The organism is Thiomicrorhabdus marina, from assembly GCF_017571465.1.
GTDB classification, from domain to species: Bacteria; Pseudomonadota; Gammaproteobacteria; order Thiomicrospirales; family Thiomicrospiraceae; genus Thiomicrorhabdus; species Thiomicrorhabdus marina.
The window spans coordinates 114,205-140,358 of record NZ_JAGETV010000006.1 but is presented as its reverse complement, the minus strand read 5'-3'; the positions used below and the strand labels follow the sequence as shown (position 1 = coordinate 140,358).

Sequence of the window (26,154 nt, the reverse complement as noted above, 5' to 3'; positions counted from 1 at the left end):
CTTTATAGACGTATGACAAACTCAAATTCGACTGGCCAAATTTCATTAAGCGACAAAGTCACAAAAACACTAGAAATCTACTTCAACAATCTGCAAGAAGAATCCACTTGTGACCTGTATGAAATGGTTATCCAGCAAGTAGAAAAACCGCTCATCGAATTTGTTCTGGAAAAAACGGAATATAACCAAACTCAATCTGCGCAGATGCTCGGCATCAACCGCAACACGCTGCGTAAGAAAATGCTCAAATACAAACTTATTGAATCTTAATTTTTTAAATTTTAATCTTTCGGAGAACAATCCATGAAACCAGTTCGTCGTGCTTTAATCAGCGTGTCTGACAAAAATGGCATCCTTGATTTTGCCAAATCACTTAGCGACATGGGGGTTGCTATTCTTTCTACTGGCGGTACTTACAAAGTGCTTTCAGAAGCAGGACTACCCGTTACAGAAGTATCAGAATACACTGGCTTCCCAGAAATGATGGATGGTCGTGTTAAGACTTTGCACCCGAAAATTCACGGTGGTCTATTAGGTCGTCGCGGTAAAGATGATGCGGTCATGGCTGAGCACGGTATTGATGCCATCGATATGGTTGTCGTAAACCTGTACCCATTCGAAGCAACGGTGGCTAAAGCAGATTGCTCTCTAGAAGACGCGATTGAGAACATCGATATCGGTGGCCCGACCATGCTTCGTTCTGCGGCGAAAAACCACAATGATGTGGCAGTTGTCACAGATCCTGCGGATTATGCTCGTATTCTTGAAGAGATGGGCGCAAATGACGGTCAACTTTCTCACGCAACCCGTTTCGACCTAGCAATCAAAACATTCGAGCAGACTTCTCGTTACGACGGTGCGATTTCGAACTACTTCGGCAAAATGTTCTCTGAAGAAGGTGATAACTTCTCACGTACTTACAATACGCAGTACGTTAAAAAACAAACCATGCGTTACGGCGAAAACCCGCACCAAGAAGCGGCTTTCTACACTGAGCGCAACCCTGCTGAAGCATCAATTTCGACAGCAACACAAATCCAAGGTAAAGAGCTATCTTTCAATAATATCGCGGATACTGATGCCGCTCTTGAATTGGTTAAGACCTTTGACGAAACCGCTTGCGTAATCGTTAAGCACGCCAACCCATGTGGTGTGTCAATCGGTGCTTCACAATTTGAAGCTTATGACCGCGCTTACAAAACTGACCCTACTTCAGCGTTCGGCGGCATTATCGCTTTCAACACAGAGCTAGACGAAGAAACCGCAAAAGCGATTGTTGAACGTCAGTTTGTTGAAGTGATTATCGCGCCAACCGTTTCTGAAGCAGCAAAAGCGGCAGTTGCCGAGAAGAAAAACGTTCGTCTACTAGAGTGTGGCGAATTCAATGGTCAGCACGCCGCTTACGACTACAAAAAAGTAACTGGTGGTCTATTGGTTCAAGACCGTGATCTAGGTACCGTAACGCAAGACGACCTAAAAGTGGTGACTAAACGCGCACCAACGGATGCGGAAATGACTGACCTAATGTTTGCTTGGAAAGTAGCGAAGTTCGTTAAGTCTAACGCGATTGTTTACGTTAAAGACGGCATGACTATCGGTGTGGGCGCAGGTCAAATGAGCCGTGTTTACTCTGCGAAAATCGCAGGTATCAAGGCAGCGGACGAAGGTCTAGAAGTGCCTGGTTCGGTTATGGCATCCGATGCCTTCTTCCCATTCCGTGACGGTATCGACGCAGCAGCAGCAGCGGGCATTACTGCGGTAATTCACCCAGGCGGCTCAATGCGCGACCAAGAAGTAATCGATGCGGCCGACGAACACGGTATTGCGATGGTGTTTACCGGAATGCGTCACTTCAAACACTAAGAGCCTTCCGTAATGGCTTATTGACTCAATTTCTTTGTTGGGTAAAAACTTCCGATGCTCACGTACTAGGTGTACGCCGCGCTTCGGCTCCTTTACCCGCCTTGAACTTGAGCCAAGCGCACATTACTTTTACGGAATTAGAGAGAATAATAATTCGAAAATGACTTTCTGAAAGACCGAAAATCAAGGCAGAAAATGTGAGCTTATAAATCATAAGTGACCATTTTTGAACGCAGGGTTTCGGCCTTTCAGGAAGGGATTAAGAATTATCCCTGAAGGATAAGAAATGAATATTTTAGTTATCGGCAGTGGCGGTCGTGAGCACGCTTTGGCATGGAAAGCGGCGCAGTCGCCAATGGCAGAAAAGGTGTTTGTAGCACCGGGTAATACGGGTACTGATCTTGAGCCAAACCTAACCAATGTAAACATCGGTGTTGAAGACCTAGATGGTCTTGTGAAATTCGCACAGGAAAATGACATCGGTCTAGCAATTGTTGGCCCTGAAGTGCCATTAGTTTTAGGTGTTGTTGACGCTTTCCAAGCGGCGGGTCTTAAATGTTTTGGCCCAACAAAAGGTGCGGCACAACTGGAAGGTTCAAAAGCGTTCTCAAAAGACTTCTTGGCGAAACACAATATCCCGACGGCTGCATACCAAGTTTTCACAGAAATCCCGCCTGCAGTTGAGTACATCAAAGAGATGGGCGCACCAATTGTAATCAAGGCTGACGGTCTAGCCGCCGGTAAAGGCGTAATCCTTGCCGATACGGTTGAAGAAGCGATTGAAGCGGTTGAAGACATGCTGGAAGGCAATAAGTTCGGCGATGCTGGCGCACGAGTGGTGGTTGAAGAGTTCTTAGTTGGTGAAGAGGCCAGCTTTATCGTTATGGCGGACGGCGTAAACGTTCTACCGATGGCAACTTCTCAAGACCATAAAGCACGCGACAACGGCGATACGGGTCCAAACACCGGCGGTATGGGCGCTTACACCCCTGCTCCGGTGGTTACCCGTGAAATTCACGACCGCGCCATGACAGAAGTTATTATGCCAACCATCGAAGGGATGGCGAAAGACGGTTTGCCTTATACCGGTTTCCTATACGCAGGTCTAATGATTGATGCTTCTGGTGCACCTAAGGTTCTAGAGTTCAACTGCCGTTTCGGTGATCCTGAAACTCAGCCTATTATGATGCGCTTGCAATCTGACTTAGTGCAGCACTGCCTAGATGCACTGGACGGTAAACTAGACACTGCGCAAGCGCAGTGGGATTCCCGTGCGGCACTTGGTGTGGTGATGGCTGCTGGCGGTTATCCGGACGCTTACCCGAAAGGTGATGTCATCACCGGTATCGACGAAGCCAACGCCGCCGATCTTAAGGTTTTCCATGCGGGCACGGCAAGCAACGAAAATGGCGATGTCACTACCAATGGTGGTCGTGTACTTTGCGTGACTGCGCTTGGCGAAAATGTGACTGCCGCGCAGAAACGTGCCTACGAAGGTGTTGCTAAAGTGAATTGGGATAAAGTTTATTACCGTACCGATATCGGCCACCGTGCCGTTCGTCGTGAAGCGCAATAATCTCGATAAGAAGTCATAACTTGATATGACGTAAGCACGGAATAATTACTTTATTCCGTGCTTTTTTTATGCCTAGAAAATAAGTAAAGTGGGTAAACGAATAAATATTTTCAGTAGGAGTTAAACATGGAGTTAGATAGTGTCCATAACTATTACGAGCGTTTAGTTTTCCAAGAAATTAAAGAGAATTATTCTGGCCTGTTGGATGATGGACTCTTAGCTGATATGGCATGCATTGCACTGAACCGAATCCCTCCACGTTATATTCGTTACGATATAGATATGTCATTTTTCCTAACCACTGAAGAACGCGTGACGATAGAGCACCAAGTACGAAAAGCCTGTAAAAAAGCCTATAAAAAATTATTAGCATTTCAAGAGAGTCACCCGGAAGAAGATCTTCTCTAAGGAAACCCGGAACAACGCCAAATGACTTCAAGTGAAGTAAATGAGGGCTTATTCTCCATTCTCCTAAAGTGAGACTATCTTTCCTAAACGGCTAACTACCTAGCAAACCCTTCACAATTTATCGTGCCGAGATAATTTCACTTAATCCTTTAATAAATTTTTTCTTGGCATTTATAAAAAATACTTCCTACCGAATCTCCCCTATTTCGACTGCCATTTAACGTTTTTTGTTAGAATTTCGCGGCTTGGCACATCTGGATTTCATCCACAAACGTCTTTGATACGTATACAAAATATAAAAATCAGTTCAAGCCGAAAAAACATTCGCACAGAAAACGAAACCATAAAATGCAATTAGAAGCTCAAAATCTGCGCTGCCGACGTGGACCGAAAACCCTGTTTACCGACATCAGCTTTAGCCTTGATGCCGGCAAGCTATTGCTGGTTGAAGGTCAAAACGGTGCTGGCAAAACCACGCTTCTAAAACTACTTTCTGGTTTACGACGCCCAGACAAGGGTGAGGTTTTATGGAACGGCATGTCGATTCGTTCCGCCAATTCGCAATTCAATCGCCAACTCGCTTGGCTCGGCCACCAAAATCCGCTGAAAGAAGATCAGACTGCTTTTGAAAATCTGTCGATGCTCGGCGCAATTCGTTCTCGTAATGAACGTTGTGCTTATGAAGCCTTGCAAGCGGTCAAGCTCGGCAATGTAAAACATAAAGCCGTAAAAACCTTCTCGGCCGGCATGAAACGTCGTTTGGCTTTAGCCAGCCTATTGATTGCCGACACCCCCCTATGGATTCTCGATGAACCGCAAGCTGCATTAGATAAAGCCGGCATCGCCCTTTACGAACAACTAGCCACCGAACATCTAGAGAACGGCGGCATGATTATTATGACCTCGCATCACGATGTGGCGATTGACGAACGCTTTATTGAGCGTCTGATTTTGGGGCAATAAGATGCGCGGTTTTTTCTACCTCATTAAACGCGACCTAACTCTCGCCTTCCGTCGCCGCGGCGAAGCGACCAATTCCTTGGTGTTTTTCGGTCTCGTTGTGTTGTTATTTCCTATCGGTATCGGCGCTTCGGAAAAGCTGCTGTCAGAAGTCGCACCCGGTTTAATCTGGATTGCCGCTCTTTTAGCGACCATGCTGTCGCTCGACAATCTATTTAAAGAAGATTTCCAAGACGGTACTTTGGAGCAATGGGCATTAAGTGAGCATTCACTAGTCAGCTTCGCTTGGGCGCGTCTGTTTTCACACTGGGTGATTACCGCCGTACCTCTGATTATTGTTGCGCCCCTATTTGCGATTTCATTAAGCCTGCCGGCCGAAGCCATCTGGGTTTTAGTATTGAGTCTTCTACTCGGCACGCCTTTATTGATTTTTATTGGCGGCATCGGTGTGGCCCTAACCACCGGCTTAAAGAAAAGTAGCATGCTACTGCCGCTACTGGTCTTGCCGTTTTATATTCCGGTTTTGATTTTCGGTGCCAGCGCGGTTGAAGTGACCGCCGGCGGTTGGTCGGCAGCCGGCCAGCTGTACGTGCTCGGCGCCCTATTCGTTTTAGGTATTGCTTTGGCACCTTTCGCGGTCGCCAGTGCATTAAAAGTGAGTGTTTCACAATGAATATTATCGCTAAATGGTACTACCGCTTAGGTGCGCCAAATTGGTTTTACCCTCTGGCCGGGAAAATGATTCCATGGGTAGCCGCCATTTTTGTGGCGCTGCTAATTCCGGGATTGTATATGGGACTGGTCACCGCGCCGGCTGATTATCAGCAAGGCGAGTCTTTCCGCATTATGTATGTACACGTACCAGCAGCATGGTTATCGATGTTTGTGTATGCCGCCATGGCGATAGCGGCGGTGGTCGCACTGGTGTGGCGCGTGCGCATGGCGGAAATCATGATCATTTCCTCGGCACCGATTGGCGCGAGTTTCGCCTTTATCGCCTTGATTACCGGTTCGCTGTGGGGTAAACCGATGTGGGGCGCTTGGTGGGTTTGGGATGCGCGCCTGACTTCCGAGCTGATTCTATTCTTTATCTACTTAGGAATTTTCGCGCTCTACAATGCGATTGAAGACAAACAGACCGCCGGTAAAGCAATGAGCATTTTGACTTTGGTCGGCGTGATTAACCTGCCGATTATTCACTATTCGGTTGTGTGGTGGAATACCTTGCACCAAGCCGCCACCGTCAGCAAATTCGATACCCCGTCGATTCATATCGACATGTTAATTCCATTACTGTTAATGGCTGCGGCTTTCCAATTTTTATACCTGCTGCTGCTATTAATGAAAATGCGCGCCAATTTATTGGAGCAAGACTTAGCCAGCGGCTGGGTCAAAAAAATTGTTTTTGAACGTCAGAAGAACTTAAAAAAATAAATAAAACGACGCCGCTAAGAGCGTCCACATAAAAACATTTAAGGAGAACACATGGCAGAGTTTTTTCATATGGGCGGTTATGCCTTTTATGTCTGGATGTCTTTCGGCATCAGCGCGCTAGTGTTACTGGTCAATTTTTTACAGCCGTTGTTAAAGCATCGCCAAGCTTTGCGCGAAGCGGAAGACTATTACAGCGAAGTGTAATTGAGAGTGCTTTGCACGAGATGGAGTCCACTCGAGCAAAGCATTCTTTTAAGAGGTATAAATATGAGTCCTTTAAGAAAAAAACGAATGTATCTGGTGATGTTGCTGCTGACCGCCGTCAGTGTCGCGACTTTCCTGATTATCCAAGCCTTTAACCAGAACATGATGTTCTTCTACTCGACTACCGAAGTAAAATCCGGTGCGGCACCAACTGATCGTGATTTTCGTATCGGTGGTTTAGTGGTGAACGGAACGGTTAAACGTGCTGACGATAGCTTATTGGTTTCTTTCGACCTAACCGATAGCCAAACACCGGTAACGGTGCAATACACCGGCATCCTGCCTGACCTGTTCCGCGAAGGCCAAGGCATTATTGCTAAAGGCCAACTAAACGGTAACGGTGTGTTTGTCGCCGAAGAAGTATTGGCGAAACACGATGAAAATTATATGCCGCCGGAAGTTGCTGATTCGATTCAGAAAGCGCAAATGGCACAAACTGAAATGCCGGCAATGCCTGCCAACCATAAAAACTAAGGCGAGTATATGATTCCTGAAATCGGACACTTTTTTGTTATCGTCGGTCTTGCCTTCGCGATTGTTCTCGCAGTGGCACCGATGGTCGGTATTCATAAAAACAACTCCGCACTGATTGCGCTGGCAAAACCGGCGGCAATCGGGCAATTCATTTTCTTCTTAATCTCTTTCTTGATATTGGTTTATAGCTTTACCGTCAATGACTTCTCGGTCAAATACGTTGCCGCTAACTCCAATACTCAACTGCCGATGATTTATAAAGTTTCGGCCACTTGGGGAGCGCATGAAGGCTCTTTACTGCTTTGGGCATTAATTCTCGCCGGTTGGACATTTGCGGTCGCGCTATTTAACGGCAAACTGCCTGAAGATATGATTGCACGGATTCTCGCTGTGCTGGGTGTGGTCAGTATCGGCTTTACCCTATTTATTCTGATTACTTCTAACCCATTTGAACGTTTGACCAATGTCCCGGTTGAAGGCCGAAGCTTGAACCCGCTACTACAGGATATCGGCTTAGCGATTCACCCACCGATGCTGTATATGGGTTATGTTGGTTTGGCCGTTGCCTTCGCTTTCGCGATTGCGGTATTGCTAAAGGGCGAATTCCAAATGGCATGGGCTCGCTGGGCAAAAATCTGGACGGTAGTCGCTTGGGCATTCCTGACCCTTGGCATTGCACTAGGAAGTTGGTGGGCTTACTACGAGCTTGGCTGGGGCGGCTGGTGGTTCTGGGATCCGGTCGAAAACGCATCGCTACTGCCGTGGATTATCGCCACCGCCTTAATTCACACCCTAAGCATTAGCGCCAGCCGTGGCACTTTCCAGTCTTGGACATTGCTGCTGGCAATCTTGGCATTTGCCTTGAGCTTGCTAGGAACTTTCTTGGTACGTTCCGGCGTTTTAACCTCAGTGCATGCATTCACCTCCGATCCAGCTCGCGGTGTTTTCATCCTGATTTTCTTGGTGGTCATCGTCGGTGTTTCGCTATTGCTTTACTCGGCACGTTCGCACCTTGTGACCAAGAGCAAACCATTTAAATTGGCATCAAAAGAAACCATTCTGCTCTCCAACAATGTGATTCTGGTGGCGATGATGGCGACGGTATTACTGGGAACCATCTACCCGCTGATTCTGGATGCACTTGGCTTAGCGAAACTTTCCGTCGGCGCGCCTTACTTCAATACGGTAATGTTGCCATTGACCGTGCCTTTAGCATTGTTAATGGGCTTCGGATTCGCTTCACGCTGGATTGAAGACAAGCCGCAACGTTTGCTGCAAAAACTTTGGCTACCAGCTGTCGCTGCTTTGTTGGTTGCTTTTATTGCACCGTTGCTTCTGTTACCGGAATTCTCCGGTCTAGCGGTATTAGGTCTTCTGATGAGTGCGTGGATTGCGTTTAGCGCCCTGCACTGGCTGGTGCAAAAGAATCCGCACGGGCAAATTAAACCGTCGATGCAAACTGCCGGTTCGGTATTGGCACATATCGGTTTTGCAGTCACCCTAACCGGTATCACCATCACCTCGATTTACAGCATTGAAAAAGATGTCCGTTTGGAACCGGGGCAAAAATACGCCATCAACCAATATGAATTTGAATTTAAGGGTGTCGTACAAAAAGAAAAGGACAACTATCTCGCTTCGCAAGGTACGGTCATCGTTTATGAGAACGGCGCGGAATTAACGCGTCTGTATCCTGAAAAACGCACTTACCTAAGCCAGACCATGCCAATGACTGAAGCCGGGATTGATGCCAAACTTTCACGCGATCTATTTGTCGCTTTGGGCGAAAAACTCAATGGCGATGCGTGGGCGGTACGACTTCAGTACAAGCCATTCGTTCGCTGGATTTGGCTCGGTTCAATTCTGATGGCCGTCGGCGGTGTTTTAGCGTTGATTCGTCGTAAAACCGCCGCTCCGCGTGCGGAGGCAACGGCATGAAAAAACAGAGCATGCCGCTGATTATCTTCGGTGCTTTAGTGATAGTGTTGGCGATTGGGCTGACACTGGACCCGAAAGACGTACCGTCGCCACTCATTGGCAAGCCGGCTTCGGAATTTAGCTTGCCGGAACTCTATACTCAAGAGCCTTTTTCACCAACACAATTAAAAGGTGAAGCGTGGATCTTAAATATCTGGGCTTCTTGGTGCGTCTCTTGTCGTCAGGAACATGAGGTTTTGGTGGAATTCTCCGAAAAATATCCAACCAAAATCGTCGGGCTGAACTACAAAGATACCCCGGAAGAAGCAAAAGCTTGGCTGAAACAGTTCGGCAATCCGTATCAAATTACCGTTGAAGACCAACAAGGTCGTGCCGGTATTGATTGGGGCGTATATGGAGTACCGGAGACCTTCGTGATTGATAAAAAAGGTATTATCCGTCACAAGTTCACCGGCCCAATGACTCGTAAACGCGTGAATGACGAACTTAAACCATTATTAGCGCAAATTGATAAGGAGCCGAGTTAATGAATTGGTTACGCCTATTACTAATTTCCGTCTTACTCAGCTTTCACAGCCAAAGCTTCGCGGCCATCGAGACCTATCAATTCGATAGCGTCGAGCAAGAAGAGGCTTATAAAGAGCTGATTTTTGAACTGCGCTGCCTAGTTTGCCAAAACCAAAACCTTGCCGATTCCAATGCCGAATTGGCGCAAGACCTGCGCCAGCAAGTCTATGAAATGCTAACCAAGCAGAACGCCAGTAAAGACGAAATTGTCGATTATATGGTGGCGCGTTACGGTGAGTTTGTTATGTACAAACCGCCGGTGGAACCAAACACCTATTTATTGTGGGTCGGGCCATTTCTTTTCTTGCTAATCGGTTTGTGGATTTTGATTCGCATTATCCGCAGCAACCAACAAAACAACGAACTGGATAAATAACTATGACAAGTTTAGCCATGTGGTTCTCACTGATATTGGTCATTGCTTTAGCAATCGTCCTGATTCCGTTCTTGAAAAAGCGCTATGACAGTGAAGATGACACACAACGTAAACAGAATAAACTCGCTTTAATCAGCATCGCCCTTTTTGTACCGGTGTTTTCCATGGGTGCTTATTTCACTTTAGGAATGCCGGAATTTGCCGAAATGCAAACCGCTAAACCAGCACCGGAACAAGTGACTTTAGTTGACAAGCTAGAGCAGAAATTAGCTAAAGATCCGAAAGATCTTCAGGGCTGGTTACTGCTTGGTCGCTCTTCAATGATTACCGAAGATTACGACAAAGCGATAATGGCGTTTGAAAAGGCGTTGGTTCTCGACGCAAATAACCTTAATGCCCTACTACCGCTTGCAGATGCTTTAGCCGTTAAATCTGCCGGCAAACTACAAGGTCGTCCGCATGAACTTTTAAAACAAGCTTTTGCTATTGACCAAGAAAACCGTATGACGCTTTGGCTTTTGGGACTGGCGGAAAAACAGCAAGGCAATAACGAACGTGCGGCTATTCTGTGGCAAGACTTATATAACCTTTTGCCGGATAACGATGCCGATAAACCAATGATTGCCAAACTGTTGAGCACCGTTGGGGTTCAAGTCGACTTACCTAAAAGCGCTGTCGCGGATCGGCCACTCATGACAGAATCTCAGCCTAACAAGCCTTCAGACCATATAAACATTGTGGTTAAAATTCCACAGGAACTAAAAAATTCTTGGGGTGATGCCACCGCTTTCATTTATGCCAAAGAGCCAACCGGCATGCCGATGCCGATTGCCGCACAAAAAATTTCAGTGGCCGAATTGCCGGAAAATATTGTGCTTTCATCCAAAGATGAAATCATGCCTAACAGAAAGCTTAGCAATTTCAATGAGATAACCGTCGGAATTCGTATAACCAATTCCGACAAAATGAATCAAGGGCAAGTTCTGTTTTTACAGGAGCAAAATTGGCAAGGTCAGAAATTAATAAAATTTATCATCAAAAGCTAATATTATTAATTTGTAAAATAAGCATTATGTATAGCGTATAAATTTTCCTTTCTTTACCCAAAATTTTATTTTCACTAAGATAGCGCAAGTTTAAAAAAACCCTTAAGACAAGATTAAGAGAATTTGTTTAAAACTTGCGCACTTTCTCTTCAACTCAACGACGACTAAAAATAGATATATAGAATATGTTTAACAAAAAAACTGGGCTTTTCGCAATCATCTTCCTTCTTGGCTTTGCTTCGTTCGGCGCAATGAATGCATTCTTCTCTTATACCAATACCACTGAATTCTGTACTTCATGTCACAGTATGAAAGTGAACTTGGCTGAATACCAAGAAACGGTTCACTATAAAAATGCCTCCGGTGTTCGTGCCGAGTGTGCCGATTGTCACGTACCAAAAGAATTCTTCCCAAAACTAAAAGCAAAAATCATCGCTGCTAAAGACGTTTATCACGAGTTTATCGGTGATTTTGCCGTAAGCGACGAAATCAAAAACGATCCAGAACTTTATCTGGAACACTACAACAAACACCGTTGGGCAATGGCGAATGCAGTTTGGGACAAGATGCGCGCTTCTGACTCTCGTGAATGTAAAACGTGCCACTCGTTTGCCGCCATGGACTTTGAAGAACAAGGTAAATCGGCAGCTCGTAAACATCCTCGCGTAATGGAATCAGGCGATAAGACTTGTATCGACTGTCATAGCGGTATTGCGCACATGGAACCGGACGATCCATCACTTTAATTAAGTCCCGCTCTTAAAATTTTCCAAATTCAAGCGGGCAGAATCGATTTGCTCGCTTAATTTAGGCCTCTGGCCACTTTACAAAAAAACCAGTGTTTCTGGAAAAGTACACTTCTGAGGAGGAGTATATGAAAAAAGCTAATCTTAGCTTGCTTGCGAGTGCAGTCCTAGCTGGCTCAATGGTAGCTTCAAGCGCTGCTGTCGCTTTCGATCGCGGTGAAATGCTTGCTAACACTTGTGCAGGTTGTCACGGTCCTGGCGGTATCTCTCACGGCCCTGCTACCCCTAGCATCGCCGGTAACAGCGAAGCTTATTTCGTTGAATCAATGGAAGCTTACAAATCAGGTGAGCGCCCTTCAACGATCATGACTCGTATCGCTAAGGGTTACAGCACTGCAGATTTCGAAGCTATGGCGGCTTATTTTGCTAAACAGAAATATATCTCTGCTAAGCAATCTACTGATGCAAGCATGGCGAAAATCGGTGAAAAACTACATGATAAATACTGTGAAAAATGTCACACCGAAGCAGGTAAATTGGCAGAAGACGAGTCTGGTTTCCTAGCCGGCCAGTGGAAGCCTTACCTACAGTACAATCTGCATGACTTTGCGGTTTCTCAAGATCGTGAAATGCCAAAGAAAATGGCTAAAAAACTTGACGCGCTTTACAAAAAGCACGGCCAAGAAGGTCTTGATCAACTTGTAGAATTCTACGCAACTAAGTAAGCCTGGAGAGTAAAGCATGACTAATATTTCAAGACGTAACCTCCTTAAAGCTTCAGCGGCAGGTGCTGCTGGTGTTGCAGCGGCAGGCGTTTCAGCTAAAGCATTAGCGAAAAGCAACGGTAAACGCGTTGTTATCGTTGGTGGCGGTATCGGTGGTGCTACGGCAGCACAGTACCTAAAGAAAATGGATTCAACCATTGATGTAACTATCGTTGAATACAATAAAGACTACTACACCTGCTTCATGTCAAACGAAGTTATCGGTGGTAACCGTGATATCGAGTCTATCCACTTCACTTATGAAAAACTAGCTGCGAAAGGCATCAAAGTTGTTTACGACACCGTAACTGACATCGATGCTAAAGGCCAAGTGGTTAAAACTAAGGGTGGCAAATCTCTAGCTTATGACCGTTGTATCGTTTCTCCAGGTGTTGACTACAAGTGGGAAGCCATCGAAGGTTTCACTCCTGAAGTTGCTGCGACAACGATTCCACACGCATGGAAAGCAGGTCCACAAACTAAGCTACTACGTAAACAACTAGAAGAAATGAAAGACGGTGGTACAGTTGTTGTCGTTGCTCCGCCAAACCCTTTCCGTTGTCCTCCTGGACCATATGAGCGTGTATCACAGATCGCTGCTTACCTAAAAGAGAACAAGCCTAAGTCTAAAATCGTTGTTCTAGATCCGAAGAAAAAATTCTCTAAATTCGGTCTATTCATGGATGGTTGGAAACGTCACTACGGTTACGGCACTGACAACAGCATGATCACTTGGATTAACTCTGAAAACGGTGGTACGGTTTCAGCAGTAGACGTTGCATCGAAAACAGTTACCGCAGCAGCGGGTAAATTTAAAGGTGACGTTGTTAACATCATCCCACCACAAAAAGCGGGTTCAATCGCATTTAAAGCAGGTCTAACTAACGATTCTGGTTGGTGTCCGATTGATCACAAAACGTTCGAGTCAACTATCCACAAAAACATTCACGTTGTAGGTGACTCTTCAGTTGCAGCGCCAATGCCTAAGTCAGGCTACGCAGCAAACTCACAAGCAAAAGTTTGTGCAGCAGCGGTTGCTTCATTGCTTAATGGTACAACAATGATTGAGCCTTCATGGGTTAACACTTGTTACTCAGTTATCGCGCCTGGTCAGGACGGTATCTCAGTTGCAATGGTATACAAATACGAAGGTGGCAAAATCGTTAAGGTTAAAGGTTCTGGCGGTCTTACCGGCGCTTACGATCCTGAACTACGTAAGCGTGAAGTTCTTTACGCGCACTCTTGGTTCGAAAACATTACTGCGGATACTTTCGGTTAATCGAAAGCTTATTCAAAGCAATAAAAAAACCCGCTTCACGCGGGTTTTTTTATGTCTGCTGCAAGTCTTAATTAAGAACCCCAAACATCCATAGTGATGGATTTATACCAACCACGTGCGTAGTCCGCTTCCATCTTACGCTCTTGTTGGGTCATACCCATTGGGCTAACGCCACCCGCGCCTTTGATACCAGAAATACGGTTCTCGCGGTTTTCATAAACACCAACAATTGAAATACCCCAATCTTTACTGATTAAGCTGTAGCAGGTATTCACATTACGCGTTTCAGGCATCGGTAGGTTATTCAAGCTCGATACGACCGCAGCAGCACACATCTTACCTTGGCTCGATGCGGAGTGACCAGACTTAGGCATCGCTCCGGCAATTGAAGAATCCCCGACGACGTAGACATCTTTTTGAATAGTCGATTCAAAGGTATCTTGATCCACTGGACACCAGCCAGTTTCATTGGTTAGTCCCGCCTTAAACGCAATCTTACCGGCCTTTTGTGCCGGGATAATATTGATAACATCAGCAGTGATTTCATCAAAATCGCTATAGGCGGTTTTGCTTTCCACATCAATCTTAGTTACCGTGGCACCGTCTTGCGCACCATACCATTCGATCATTTGACCATACAAATCCTGCCAACCTTGGTAGAACAATGCTTGCTTAGAGAACTTCTTCTTAGGATCAAGAATCATAATAGTCGCTGTCGGGTTATGTTCTTTAAAGTAAGCGGCAACCATTGAGATTCGCTCATAAGGACCCGGAGCACAGCGATATGGATTAGGCGGCGCAACCATTAAGAATTTACCACCTTGTGGCATCTCTTGAATCTGTTTTGCTAATAAGTGCGTTTGCGGTCCAGCTTGCCAAGCGTGCGGGAAAATTTCTGCAACTTCTTCTGAATAGCCTTCAATTTGATCGTAAATGAAATCAATTCCAGGAGACACAACAAGACGATCATAATTCAGCACTTCGCCATTATCCAAAGTAACCGACTTAGCAGCGGCATTAATATCAGTCGCAATCTGATGAATCACTTTTACATTGTGCTTAGTTTTTAAAGCTTCGTAATTATGAGTCAGCGATTTAACATCAATTAAACCGGCTAAATACCAGTTTGAACCCGGACAGGTCATATATTCAGTTTTCGGTTCGATCAGAGTTACATCAATATTACGATCAAAACGCTTGATGTATTTAGCAACGGTCGCTCCACCAAAGCCCCCGCCGATTACCACAACATGCGGTTTAGTGTTTTTACTCGGCTGAGCCGAACATCCCTGAAGTGCGCTCATTACCGGAAATGCGATACCGCTTGCAGCTAACCCTTTAATCAGGCTACGACGATTAAATTTACTCATTTTTTGTCATCCTTTATTGATTATGGTTTTAGTGAACCTAGATAGGTTGCAATGGCATCAATATCTGCATCGCTGTATCCCATTAGATGACGTTTCATAATTGTACTCGGGCGTGTTCCTGCTTTAATGGCTTTAAGTTGTTGCGCCATAATATCGGCAGGATAACCTGCTAAAGGAGGAATCGCTCCGCCGGCAGATTGACCTTCTGCGCCATGACACTGAAAACAAGTGGTCGCCCACAATTCAGCTTTCGAGATAGGTTTCATTTGTTGCTGCTCCGCCTGCACGGGTGCGGCAATAAATAGGCCGACGATAGCGCCAACCAAAGTAATATTTCTTATTTTCATTTTTTTGACCTTGTAAATGTTTACGTTGGTTACTCCGCAAATGAAATAACACTTAGTTAAACAGCACAAAATCCTCTTACATAGACATAAGTTTTTCTAATAAATTATTCTTCTAGCAATCCATAAAAAAAACATATAGATATATAAAAACACAAACAAATTACCTACTAATCAGCGAAGTTAAAAAACCAAAACCTTCTTTTAAGTCAAACATTTACAGAATAGTCGTCATAAACTTTGCAAAAAATCCTTAGATAAGTAGCAACATTGGCTTCACACATAAATATAGGTAATTACCACATAAAAATAGTACATATAATTTTTATATCAATACATAAACTTAGATTATCAATTTTCTGATATACCTGACAAATACAAAGGAATTAAAGCTTACTAAAAGGTACTAAAATACACTTTAAAGACCTCTTTATTTAACTTAAACAAATACTAATATTAGATATACCTAAAATAAGGTTAGCTTATAAATATTAGTAATAGAATCTATTAGATATTATTGTCGCAACTTGGAGAATAGCGGTCAGTTTGCAGTAATAATGAAGAGATAAATTCTGCCAAGCTTATGAAAACGCACGTCGATTCCACTGTCGAATTATGCGTTTCTTAAAAATATAAGAAAGTATAGAGGTTGTTTATGAAAAAACTACAATCACAATTTGTGAAAATATTGGCGGCTACGGTTCTCACCCCACTTGCATTTTCCGTCTCAGCATCGGAAATTTCTAACGCTGAATTATCTGCCACGACTTGCTTCCAATGCCACGGTGCTGAAGGTCAATCTGCAGGAGGCGCTATTCCTCCGCTTGCCGGCTACCCTGAAAAGGTGATGGTACAACAGCTCCTAGATATGAAATCAGGAAAACGTGCTTCAACAGTAATGGGACGTCATGCCAAAGGCTACACTGACGACGAAATTCGCGCTATTGCGAAATACCTAAGTACTCTTAAACCTTAATTTACAGTGGAGCATACTATGTTAAAACGTCGATCTTTAATTAAAGCTATGGCTGCCACTGGTTTCGGTGGTACTCTTGTTGCAGCTCTTCCAGGTTGTACCCTACCAAAAGTTCCAATGTTGAGTGAAGGCTCATCGGTTAAAGCACGTAAATCCGGTGAACCGGCACACGTTGTTGTTATCGGTGGTGGATTCGGTGGCGCTTCGGTTGCGAAATACATCAAGCGTTTCGATAAATCGGTAAACGTTACCGTTATTGAACCAAAGCAAACTTATATGACTTGCCCTGGTTCAAACTGGTATCTTGCAGGCCTAGTCAACGCGGATTTCATCACTCATGACTATTCAGCGTTGCGCAATAAACACGGTGTCAGCGTTATTCATTCAATGGTAACCAAGATTAATGCCGGTGCTCAACAAGTGACTCTTAAAGACGGTCGCGTACTCGATTATGACCGCCTCGTTGTCTCTCCGGGTATCGACTTTAAATACGAAGAAGTTCCTGGCTATTCTGCAGACGTAATTGATCAAATTCCGCATGCTTACCAAGCAGGCCCACAAACCGAACTTCTATACAAACAACTACGAGAAATGCCGCAAGGCGGAACTTTCGTCATGTGTCCTCCGGGCAATCCATTCCGTTGCCCTCCTGGACCATACGAGCGAGTTTCAATGGTTGCAGACTTCTTCAAGCGTGAAAACCCGACTGCAAAAATCGTTATTCTTGATGCTAAAGAAAAATTCTCGAAACAAGGCTTGTTCCAAGAAGGTTGGGCGCAACTATATGGCGATATGATTGAATGGATTCCTGCTTCAAGTGGCGGCAAAGTCAAGAAAATCGATGCTGCAACGAAAACCGTTTACACTGAGTTCGGCGAGTACAAAGCAGATGTTCTTAACGTTATCCCACCGCAAAAAGCAGGCAAAATTGCCTTTGCCGCTGGCCTGACAAACGATAAAGGCTGGTGTCCGGTCAATCAACAGACCTTCGAGTCGAAAATTCACCCTAACATCCACGTTATCGGTGACTCTTCAATTGCAGGTAAAATGCCTAAATCGGGTCACTCTGCTGCTTCACAAGGCAAAATGTGCGCCGCAGCAATTGTCTCTCTATTAAATGGAACAACGGTACCAACAGCAAAAAACGTAAACACTTGCTATAGTCTGGTTGGCGCCGATTACGGTATTTCTGTTGCAGCAGTTTACCAACTGCAAGACGGCAATATTGTCGGCGTTAAAGGCGCTGGCGGAGTTAGTCCTATGGGTGCAGATGCAGCTTTCCGTTTAATGGAAGCGAAATACGCTGACGGTTGGTATAAAGCCATCGCAATGGATCTATGGCATAGCTAATCAAATCAGTTAGTTTAACCATGCATAAAAAAACCGGGTCATCTAAACCCGGTTTTTTTATCTCTAAGGAAGTGTAAATTAAGCAAAGCTCAATTCCCCCTCCATGACTTTGACATGCACCGTACTATTTGGCGCAAATTCCCCAGCCAAGATTTTCTGAGCCAATGGATTTTCTAAACGTTGTTGGATAACACGTTTTAACGGACGAGCACCAAATAACGGATCAAAACCGGCTTCACCCAATAAATCCAAAGCTTCATCGGCAATTTCAAAACCGATGTCGTTTGCCGCCAGACGTTTAGTCAAATGCTGCAACTGAATCGCGGTAATCGAACGAATCTGCTCACGACCTAATGGATGGAAGACCACGATATCGTCGATACGGTTAATGAATTCCGGACGGAAATAGCCGCCGACCACTTCCATCACACCCGACTTCATTTCATCATAGGACGCTGCGCCGGCTTTTTCTTGAATCAACTGCGAACCAAGGTTGGAAGTCATAACGATAACTGTATTCTTAAAGTCCACCGTACGTCCTTGCCCATCGGTTAAACGACCATCATCCAACACTTGCAATAAGATATTAAAGACATCAGGATGCGCTTTCTCGACCTCATCCAGCAAAATCACCGAATAAGGTTTACGACGCACCGCCTCGGTCAAATAACCGCCCTGTTCATAACCCACATAACCCGGAGGTGCACCGACTAAACGCGCCACCGAATGTTTTTCCATAAACTCAGACATATCGATACGCACAATCGCATCTGTGGTGTCGAATAAGAAATCCGCCAGTGCTTTGGTTAACTCTGTTTTACCGACGCCGGTTGGCCCTAAGAATAGGAAAGAACCGTTCGGTCGATTTGGATCGGCTAAACCGGCACGTGAACGACGGATTGCATCAGAAACCGCTTTAACCGCTTCATTTTGGCCAACCACTTGTTTCTCAAGTACCGATTCCATTTTCAGCAATTTATCACGCTCGCCTTCCAGCATTTTTGCCACAGGAATACCCGTCCAACGTGCGACCACTTCAGCAATCTCGGCATCCGAAACTTGGTTACGCAGCAGTTTATTGCCGCCGTCTTCCTGCGCAGCTTGTTCGGCCGCTTCCGCTTCACGGATTTTTGCCTCTAACTCAGGAATCTTGCCGTATTGGATTTCCGACATTTTCGCCAAATCACCGCTACGCTGTGCCATTTCTAGCTCAGTACGCGCCGCATCCAATTGCTCTTTCCATTTTTGCGCACCTTGCAATGCGGCTTTATCACGCTTCCAGATTTCTTCCAAATCCGAGTATTCTTTCTCAAGCTCAGCAACTTCATCATTCAAGATCGCCAGACGCTTTTTCGAAGCGTCGTCTTTCTCTTTTTTCAGCGCGACCTGTTCGATTTTCAACTGAATCAAACGACGGTCAAGTTTATCCATCACTTCCGGTTTGGAATCAATTTCCATACGAATGCGCGATGCCGCTTCATCGATCAAATCAATCGCTTTATCCGGCAACTGACGATCAGTGATATAACGCTGCGACAGTTTCGCCGCCGCGACAATTGCCGGGTCAGTAATCGCCACACCGTGGTGAATTTCATAACGCTCTTTCAGGCCGCGCAAAATCGCAATGGTATCTTCTTCGGTCGGCTCATCCACCAATACTTTTTGGAAACGACGTTCCAGCGCGGCATCTTTTTCAATGTTCTCGCGGTATTCATCTAGCGTGGTCGCGCCAATGCAGTGCAGTTCACCACGTGCTAGCGCCGGTTTTAGCATATTCCCAGCATCCATAGAGCCTTCGGTTTTACCGGCTCCCACCATCGTGTGAATCTCGTCGATAAACAGAATTACTTGGCCTTCTTGTTTTTCCAAGTCTTTCAACAGCGCTTTTAGACGTTCTTCAAACTCACCACGGTATTTGGCACCGGCCAACAAACCGGCCAAATCCAGCGATAACAGACGTTTGTTTTTCAGCCCTTCCGGCACTTCGCCATTGACAATACGTTGCGCCAAACCTTCGACAATGGCGGTTTTACCAACGCCCGGTTCACCAATCAACACCGGATTGTTTTTAGTACGGCGTTGCAACACCTGCACGGCACGGCGGATTTCATCGTCACGCCCGATGACCGGGTCAAGCTTGCCTTGTTCGGCGCGCTCGGTTAAATCCAAGGTATATTTTTCCAAAGCCTGACGGTTCTCTTCTGAATTTTGATCTTGCACGCTCTCACCCCCACGAATTTGTTCAATCGCCTGCTCTAATTTGTTTTTGTCTGCACCGGCTTGTTTAAACAGTGTCGCCGCATCGTCTTGCACTTCTAATAGTGCGGTGAAAAACAGTTCGCTAGCGATAAAACGATCGCCACGTTTTTGCGCCTGTTTGTCCATTAAGGTTAAAATAGACGCCGCTTTCGGCGAGAGTTGTAGATTATTGTTTCCACTTACCGTCGGCAGCTGTTGCAGCTTCTGCTGCACTTGAGTGCGCAAGCTATTGATATTAATTTGCGCCAGATTGAGCAAACTTGCCTGCTCATCCAGCAAGATGGTTAAAATATGCAACGCTTCGATATAGGAATGGTCTTTGCCCACCGCCAAAGATTGCGCCTGCATGAGTACTGATTGAAATTGCGAAGTAAACTTATCTTGCATAACACCCCCATAAAAAGTGCCGTGATTTTTCTCTAGGTTGAATATGGGGTTGAAAATTAGGCTTTCAAGTTTTAGCAGTCGAATTTATTGTTTTTTATCAAGAATTCAGACGCCTTAAACCACGCTTTATCAAACTAAACGAGATTTATGGACAACCTGTTTTTTGTGCTTTCCAAACTGGCTTGGGCGCTCTTAAGCCCGAGTAATCTACTGCTGATTCTGTTTGCATTGGGAACCCTGTTCTTACTGTTTAACCGAGCTCGCATCGCTAAATGGATTTTAGTACCGACCTCGGTAGTCGCGCTGAGCATTATGAGTTATCCAATGGCCGACTGGTTAATGACCCCTCTGGAATCTCGCTTCGCTAAACCTCAGCAAATGCCGGAGAAAATTGACGGTATTATCGTTTTGGGCGGAGGAGAAGATATTATGCGTTCTGCCAGCTGGCATGTTGCCGAGGTCGGACAAGGAGCCGACCGCTTTATCGGCGCTGCACAATTGAGCATTGATTACCCGCAGGCGAAAATCCTCTATGCCGGCGGCAATAGTTCGGTGCAGAAACAGGGATTGCAAAACGAATTGAGCATCGAACAGCAGCTGTTCTCGGCTATGGGCGTTGATTTAAAACGTTTAATAATTGAGAAACAGGCGCGCAATACCTTTGAGAACTTCGCCAATATCAAACCACTGTTGCCAAAAACGACGGACGACAAACTAGGCTCATATCTGCTGGTAACGTCCGCCTTCCATATGCCGCGTTCGGTTGGCATCGCCCGTAAACAAGGCATCAATGTGATTCCCTATCCGGTCGATTATCGCTCTTTACAAGCTGAACAGCGAGTTTGGGGCTTAGACTTCTATGACCATCTGCAAGTGCTGGAACCGGCTTGGAAAGAGTGGATTGGCTTGGTGGTCTATTATTTGACCGATAAAACCAGTTCTCTATTCCCTGGCCCACTGCCACATGACAATGAACTAGAAATTCACCCAGACAACGATGCCTTTTATCAGCAGTCCGAGCAACAGCTTTTGCAAACCAAAGGCGAAACTCAGACCGCTGAAAAGTAATCGAAACTGAGTTTAAATCACTTTTGAAAAGCGGTTCTGCATATCCGGCTTTAGATACGCATCGAACACCATACAGATATTACGAATCAGCAGACGGCCTTTCGTGGTGACATAAATATCATCCGCGCTGATTTCGATCAAGCCATCTTCCTGCATCGGCTGAAGTCGTTGCAACTCTTTGGCGAAATACTCGTCAAAACGGATATTCCACAGCTTATTCAACGTTGCAAAACTCAGATGAAAATGCGAAATCAGACGAGTAATCACATCGCGACGTAATTCATCGTCTTCACTTAACTGCACTCCCCGGTAAACCGCCAGATCACCGCTATCTATCGCCTCATAGTATTCCGCCAAGGTTTTGCGGTTCTGTGCGTAGGTGTTATTAATCAGTGAAATCGAAGTCGCCCCCATACCGACCAAATCACATTCGGCATGCGTCGAATAGCCTTGGAAGTTGCGATATAGGGTTTCATTACGTTGCGCCACTGCCAATTCATCATCGGGCTTGGCAAAATGATCCATACCGATATAGATATAACCTGCTTGTAGCAAGCGCTCACTGGCAGCGTGTAGAATCGCCAATTTTTCATCCGCACTCGGCATATCCGCTTCGTTCATCTTTTTCTGCGTCGGGAATAAACTCGGCATATGCGCATAATTAAAAATCGAAAAGCGGTCTGGCTCGGCTTCTAACACTCTATCCAGCGTTTTTACAAACCCAGCCTCGGTTTGATGCGGAAGACCATAAATTAAATCGACATTCACCGATAAAAATCCAGCATCACGAGCGCCATACAACACTTCAAATGTCTGCTCTTGCGATTGAATACGGTTAACCGCTTTCTGCACCTTCTCATCAAAATCCTGCACCCCTAAACTCATACGATTAAAACCCAGTTCACGTAAGAGTTTGACCGATTCTCTATCCGCCTCACGCGGGTCGATTTCAATTGAATACTCGCCAGAATCGTCATCCAGCAGATTAAAATGCTGGCGGGTTTTTTCCATCAACTGGCGCATTTCGTCATTATTCAAAAAGGTCGGCGTGCCACCGCCCCAGTGCAGTTGCTCAACGACACGACTGCTATCGAACAGTTCGCCTTGCATTTCAATTTCTTTGAACAGGCGTTCAAGATAAGGCGTAGTCTTGGAACGGTCTCGCGTCCAAACTTTATTACAAGCACAGAAAAAACAGACCGTATCGCAGAATGGGATATGAAAATACAGCGACAGTCCACGACCGGATTGATTGCTACGCGCCACGGCTTGACGATAATCGTCTAACGAAAAACTTTCATCGAACTGTAAAGCTGTCGGGTAAGAAGTGTAGCGCGGCCCGGTTTGGTTATAACGTTTGATTAAATTGGTATCGAACTCAATGCTCTGTTTCATCTCAATCTCTTTTTTCTGTATTTTGTTTTGACCACAGAGGATAAGCGATGACTGATAAATGTGAGTTAATCTCGCTCAAGAGCGGAAATTGAAAGGAATTATTCTGGAACAGTTTTACCAACGATTGGTCGCTGATTAACAAACTAAGGCCAAATGTTTTATGCTATTTTCTCAACAGCGCTACAGTTTAATAAAAAATCGGCGACATTTATGTCTATTAAGAACCTGCTCAAATCCCTACTTGAAGTACACCGTTACCCTTTAGCGGCTTGGATTGTCTTGTTTATCTCCCTGACATTGACCGCGGTGGCGTGGAAAATTTCCCAGAATACGCTACTGGAAAAAGCCGAAACCCGCTTTCAATTGAACAGCGAAGAAATTTCTGCCGCCATCACCGAGAGACTACACACCTACGAGATGGCTATTCGCTCCGGTAAAGCGTTTTTCGACTCCTCGGAAGAGGTCACTCGTGACGAATGGCAGAGGTTTGTCGCCAGCTTAAAAATCGAACACCGCTTTCCCGGCATTCAAGGGCTCGGTTACAGTGAATTCATCAAAGCCGAAGACCTTGAGCAACATATTGCCAAAATCCGTGCCGAAGGATTTGAAGACTACAGCGTAAGACCTTCGGAACAGCGGGAACTTTATTCCGCCATCGTCTTTTTAGAACCTTTCGACTGGCGTAACAAACGTGCTTTTGGCTATGACATGTATTCGCAGGAAACTCGACGCGAGGCGATGGATCGAGCCCGTGACACCGGTTCCGCTGCCGTGTCAGGACAAGTGACTTTAGTGCAAGAGACAACAACCGACGTGCAATACGGTTTTTTGCTATATGAACCCGTGTACCACAAAGGAATGCCGACAAAAACATTACAGCAGCGCCGCGACGCCATTCAAGGTTATGTATACAGCCCTTTCCGCGCCGCCGATTTTATGCATGGCATTCTCGGTTTCAGCCACCAAGGTTTATTACTGGAACTCTATGACGGCGCAAGCCCGAATGAAGATTCAGTTCTCTACAAATCCGATGGCATTGCCGATATCCGTGCAGTGACAGATACCGGCTTCACAAAGGTGTTAACCTTGAAAAACAGCCAACGTGTTTGGAGTTTACGGGTAACCGCCGGCCCAGAATATCTTGCACAAGATCAAAGCTGGCAGCCAGCGATGGTAGGGATTTTGGGGTTGATTATCGATCTTCTGCTATTCGCTATCATCACCTATATGGGACGTAAAGAGCGCATCTTGCAAGAACAAGCCGAAGAATTAGCTATCGCGACTAAACAGGCAGAAACCGCCAGCTTGGCAAAATCGAACTTCCTAGCCACCATGAGCCATGAAATACGTACCCCCATGAATGGCGTTATCGGCATGATCGAAGTCTTAAATCAAAGTAGTCTAAAAGGCGAGCAAATTGAAATGGTACGCACCATTCAAGAATCCGCTAATAGCCTACTCGGTATTATCAACGACATTCTTGATTTCTCTAAAATCGAAGCCGGCAAACTGGAATTTAACTTTGAACCTATGTCGATTGAAGAAGAAGTCGATAAGGTTTGTATTTTACTCGATCGAAGCGCTCGCAAAAACCAAGTACAGCTTGCACTTTTTACCGATCCAACACTGCCTACATCGGTAAACGGTGACGCCTTAAGGCTGAGACAAATATTGACCAACTTAGTCGGCAATGCCATTAAATTCTCCACTACAGAATACGCCGTCGGTACGGTCAAAGTCAGTGTACAACTTGATAAACGCCGAGATAATCAGCAGTGGATTAAATTTACCGTGACCGATAACGGAATTGGCATTGAACCGAAACTGCAAGAAAAACTCTTCCAACCGTTTGAGCAGGCAGACCGTTCGACAACACGCAACTATGGCGGAACCGGGTTAGGGTTGACCATTTCCCGACAATTGGTCGAAATGATGGGTGGCGAAATTGGAGTACGTAGCACACCCAAACAAGGTAGCGTGTTCACTGTATGCATGCCGTTCGAAATATTACAACCATCGACTTATACCAGACAATACACTGCACCGACACTAGGGAACTTAAGCTGCACCCTAATTACCGAAAACCCCAAATTAAGCCATCTCGACGATATCCGGCTTCACCTTGAAGCCAGTGGCGTTAAAGTGAGTATTGCCGAAAGTCTTGAACGAGCAACGCTTGAACAACCAACTAGCGATATCTGGTTAATTGAATGCTTTAAAGAACAACCCAGCTTACACCAATTTAAACCTTATCTGGATGCGCACTCTGAATTGCGAATCTTGTTGCTCAGCCAATGTTTACCGCAGAAGAATCGACGCCGCAATAACCGTAAATTGCATGAACGCCTATTCCAATCTGACGGCAATGTATTAACTCGTAATCGACTACTGCGTTTTGTCGCCTTAGGTGCGGGTTTAATCGAGCTAAATATGCAAGAATTTACCGAGGCTTCCAATCATCGTGTGATTAATATTCCTAGCCGCGAGGAAGCCATTGCTAGAAACCAGCTTATTCTGGTTGCTGAGGATAACGAAGTAAATCAAAAAGTCATCCAGCGTCAACTCGCCCTATTAGGCTATGCTTCAGACACGGTTGAAAACGGTCTACAGGCATTAGAAAATTGGCAGAGCGGCGACTATTCACTGCTATTAACCGATTTACATATGCCTTCCATGGATGGCATGCAGCTAACCCAAGCGATTCGAGAGCTCGAACGAAACAGCGTAACCGACGCAGAATTACCGATTATCGCTTTGACCGCAAATGCTCTAAAAGGTGAAGCGAAAAGATGCATTGAGATCGGCATGAACGATTATCTAATTAAACCGGCACTGATTTCCGAAATACAACAAGCTTTGCAAAAGTGGCTGCCAACGCCGGTAGACTTTGCACCTCAAGTACAGATCAATAACGCTAACGAAAAGCCAAACCCTACCCACTTTGACAGTAATGCTTTACGTCAACTGGTCGGCGATGACGAACAAGTCATTCGTTCCCTGCTCCAGGATTTCGAGGTCAATGCCAAACAAACCATCAATGAAATTCAAGCGGCGCAAGAACAAGCTAATTACCAACAGATCGGGCTTCTCGCACATCGATTAAAATCTTCCAGTGCCTCGGTAGGCGCACTTAAATTACGTTTAATCTGCATCGAATTACAGCAAAAAGTAGAAAACAATCAGCTGAATCAGATACCGGAATTAACTCGACTACTGGAAGCGGAAGCGATTGAATTACTGGAAGCGATTAACGAATATCTGCAACAAGAACAGCAGAAAGCTTGAGTGCCAAACTCTGATAAAGGGATAA

The 26,154-nt window shown here is 45.4% G+C and carries 24 protein-coding genes; 20 read left to right on the top strand and 4 right to left on the bottom strand.

From position 1 onward, the window contains the following. The first annotated feature begins 12 nt into the window (after positions 1–12). From J3998_RS05415 to J3998_RS05340, 16 genes are all read left to right on the top strand, one after another. Positions 13–270 carry a helix-turn-helix domain-containing protein gene (locus J3998_RS05415; protein ID WP_208148452.1) on the top strand — a complete coding sequence of 86 codons (258 nt, stop codon included), beginning with the start codon at positions 13–15 and terminating at the stop codon, positions 268–270. A 33-nt stretch (positions 271–303) separates the two neighbouring features. Continuing rightward, on the top strand, positions 304–1,863 hold the full coding sequence (gene purH, locus J3998_RS05410) for a bifunctional phosphoribosylaminoimidazolecarboxamide formyltransferase/IMP cyclohydrolase (protein ID WP_208148451.1): 1,560 nt from the start codon (positions 304–306) through the stop codon (positions 1,861–1,863). Positions 1,864–2,149: 286 nt separating this feature from the next. Further along, the gene (gene purD, locus J3998_RS05405) at positions 2,150–3,439 is read left to right on the top strand and encodes a phosphoribosylamine--glycine ligase (protein WP_208148450.1); all 1,290 of its coding nucleotides are present in this window, start codon (positions 2,150–2,152) and stop codon (positions 3,437–3,439) included. A gap of 126 nt (positions 3,440–3,565) precedes the next feature. Beyond that, complete coding sequence (locus J3998_RS05400) at positions 3,566–3,847, top strand: late competence development ComFB family protein (RefSeq protein ID WP_208148449.1); 282 nt, start codon at positions 3,566–3,568, stop codon at positions 3,845–3,847. Between the two features lie 348 nt (positions 3,848–4,195). Further along, a complete protein-coding gene (gene ccmA, locus J3998_RS05395; protein WP_208148448.1) occupies positions 4,196–4,810 on the top strand; it encodes a cytochrome c biogenesis heme-transporting ATPase CcmA in 615 nt (204 codons plus the stop codon). Position 4,811: 1 nt separating this feature from the next. After that, positions 4,812–5,480 (top strand): heme exporter protein CcmB, encoded by a 669-nt coding sequence (gene ccmB / locus J3998_RS05390; RefSeq protein WP_208148447.1) that lies wholly within the window; start codon positions 4,812–4,814, stop codon positions 5,478–5,480. Beyond that, positions 5,477–6,241: a heme ABC transporter permease gene (locus J3998_RS05385; protein WP_208148446.1), complete on the top strand. Its 765-nt coding sequence runs from the start codon at positions 5,477–5,479 to the stop codon at positions 6,239–6,241. The genes ccmB and J3998_RS05385 overlap by 4 nt, the downstream gene beginning before the upstream one ends. 51 nt (positions 6,242–6,292) lie before the next feature. Next, positions 6,293–6,445 (top strand): heme exporter protein CcmD, encoded by a 153-nt coding sequence (ccmD, locus tag J3998_RS05380; RefSeq protein ID WP_208148445.1) that lies wholly within the window; start codon positions 6,293–6,295, stop codon positions 6,443–6,445. A 63-nt stretch (positions 6,446–6,508) separates the two neighbouring features. Continuing rightward, on the top strand, positions 6,509–6,979 hold the full coding sequence (gene ccmE, locus J3998_RS05375) for a cytochrome c maturation protein CcmE (RefSeq protein ID WP_208148444.1): 471 nt from the start codon (positions 6,509–6,511) through the stop codon (positions 6,977–6,979). 9 nt (positions 6,980–6,988) lie between these two features. Next, positions 6,989–8,917, top strand: a complete 1,929-nt coding sequence (locus J3998_RS05370; protein ID WP_208148443.1) for a heme lyase CcmF/NrfE family subunit — start codon at positions 6,989–6,991, stop codon at positions 8,915–8,917. After that, a complete protein-coding gene (locus J3998_RS05365) occupies positions 8,914–9,444 on the top strand; it encodes a DsbE family thiol:disulfide interchange protein (protein ID WP_208148442.1) in 531 nt (176 codons plus the stop codon). The genes J3998_RS05370 and J3998_RS05365 overlap by 4 nt, the downstream gene beginning before the upstream one ends. Further along, complete coding sequence (locus tag J3998_RS05360) at positions 9,444–9,860, top strand: cytochrome c-type biogenesis protein (protein ID WP_208148441.1); 417 nt, start codon at positions 9,444–9,446, stop codon at positions 9,858–9,860. Before J3998_RS05365 ends, J3998_RS05360 begins: the two co-directional genes overlap by 1 nt. A gap of 2 nt (positions 9,861–9,862) precedes the next feature. Beyond that, on the top strand, positions 9,863–10,906 hold the full coding sequence (locus J3998_RS05355; RefSeq protein WP_208148440.1) for a tetratricopeptide repeat protein: 1,044 nt from the start codon (positions 9,863–9,865) through the stop codon (positions 10,904–10,906). Positions 10,907–11,091: 185 nt separating this feature from the next. Then, the gene (locus J3998_RS05350; protein WP_208148439.1) at positions 11,092–11,652 is read left to right on the top strand and encodes a NapC/NirT family cytochrome c; all 561 of its coding nucleotides are present in this window, start codon (positions 11,092–11,094) and stop codon (positions 11,650–11,652) included. A gap of 128 nt (positions 11,653–11,780) precedes the next feature. Continuing rightward, the gene (locus J3998_RS05345; protein WP_208148438.1) at positions 11,781–12,377 is read left to right on the top strand and encodes a c-type cytochrome; all 597 of its coding nucleotides are present in this window, start codon (positions 11,781–11,783) and stop codon (positions 12,375–12,377) included. Between the two features lie 16 nt (positions 12,378–12,393). Further along, a complete protein-coding gene (locus J3998_RS05340; RefSeq protein WP_208148437.1) occupies positions 12,394–13,695 on the top strand; it encodes an NAD(P)/FAD-dependent oxidoreductase in 1,302 nt (433 codons plus the stop codon). A 71-nt stretch (positions 13,696–13,766) separates the two neighbouring features. Here the strand turns inward: J3998_RS05340 and J3998_RS05335 are convergent, their stop codons facing one another. Beyond that, entirely contained in the window at positions 13,767–15,065 is a 1,299-nt protein-coding gene (locus tag J3998_RS05335; RefSeq protein WP_208148436.1) for an NAD(P)/FAD-dependent oxidoreductase, read from the bottom strand. A 20-nt stretch (positions 15,066–15,085) separates the two neighbouring features. Then, positions 15,086–15,412 (bottom strand): c-type cytochrome, encoded by a 327-nt coding sequence (locus J3998_RS05330; RefSeq protein WP_243750606.1) that lies wholly within the window; start codon positions 15,410–15,412, stop codon positions 15,086–15,088. Between the two features lie 652 nt (positions 15,413–16,064). Here J3998_RS05330 and J3998_RS05325 point away from each other — a divergent pair. Both J3998_RS05325 and J3998_RS05320 read left to right on the top strand, forming a co-directional pair. Then, positions 16,065–16,385 (top strand): c-type cytochrome, encoded by a 321-nt coding sequence (locus J3998_RS05325; RefSeq protein ID WP_208148435.1) that lies wholly within the window; start codon positions 16,065–16,067, stop codon positions 16,383–16,385. Positions 16,386–16,403: 18 nt separating this feature from the next. Beyond that, a complete protein-coding gene (locus J3998_RS05320) occupies positions 16,404–17,735 on the top strand; it encodes an NAD(P)/FAD-dependent oxidoreductase (protein ID WP_243750605.1) in 1,332 nt (443 codons plus the stop codon). A gap of 78 nt (positions 17,736–17,813) precedes the next feature. Here J3998_RS05320 and clpB read toward each other — a convergent pair whose 3' ends face one another. Next, positions 17,814–20,381, bottom strand: coding sequence for an ATP-dependent chaperone ClpB (gene clpB, locus J3998_RS05315; RefSeq protein ID WP_208148433.1), 2,568 nt, complete (start codon positions 20,379–20,381; stop codon positions 17,814–17,816). 147 nt (positions 20,382–20,528) lie between these two features. Here clpB and J3998_RS05310 point away from each other — a divergent pair, with 147 nt between their 5' ends. Further along, the gene (locus J3998_RS05310; RefSeq protein WP_208148432.1) at positions 20,529–21,449 is read left to right on the top strand and encodes a YdcF family protein; all 921 of its coding nucleotides are present in this window, start codon (positions 20,529–20,531) and stop codon (positions 21,447–21,449) included. 12 nt (positions 21,450–21,461) lie between these two features. Here the strand turns inward: J3998_RS05310 and hemN are convergent, their stop codons facing one another. Beyond that, positions 21,462–22,844: an oxygen-independent coproporphyrinogen III oxidase gene (gene hemN, locus J3998_RS05305; RefSeq protein WP_208148431.1), complete on the bottom strand. Its 1,383-nt coding sequence runs from the start codon at positions 22,842–22,844 to the stop codon at positions 21,462–21,464. A gap of 210 nt (positions 22,845–23,054) precedes the next feature. Between hemN and J3998_RS05300 the strand changes: the two genes are divergently transcribed. Continuing rightward, a complete protein-coding gene (locus J3998_RS05300) occupies positions 23,055–26,129 on the top strand; it encodes a CHASE domain-containing protein (protein WP_208148430.1) in 3,075 nt (1,024 codons plus the stop codon). The last annotated feature ends 25 nt before the right edge of the window (positions 26,130–26,154 follow it).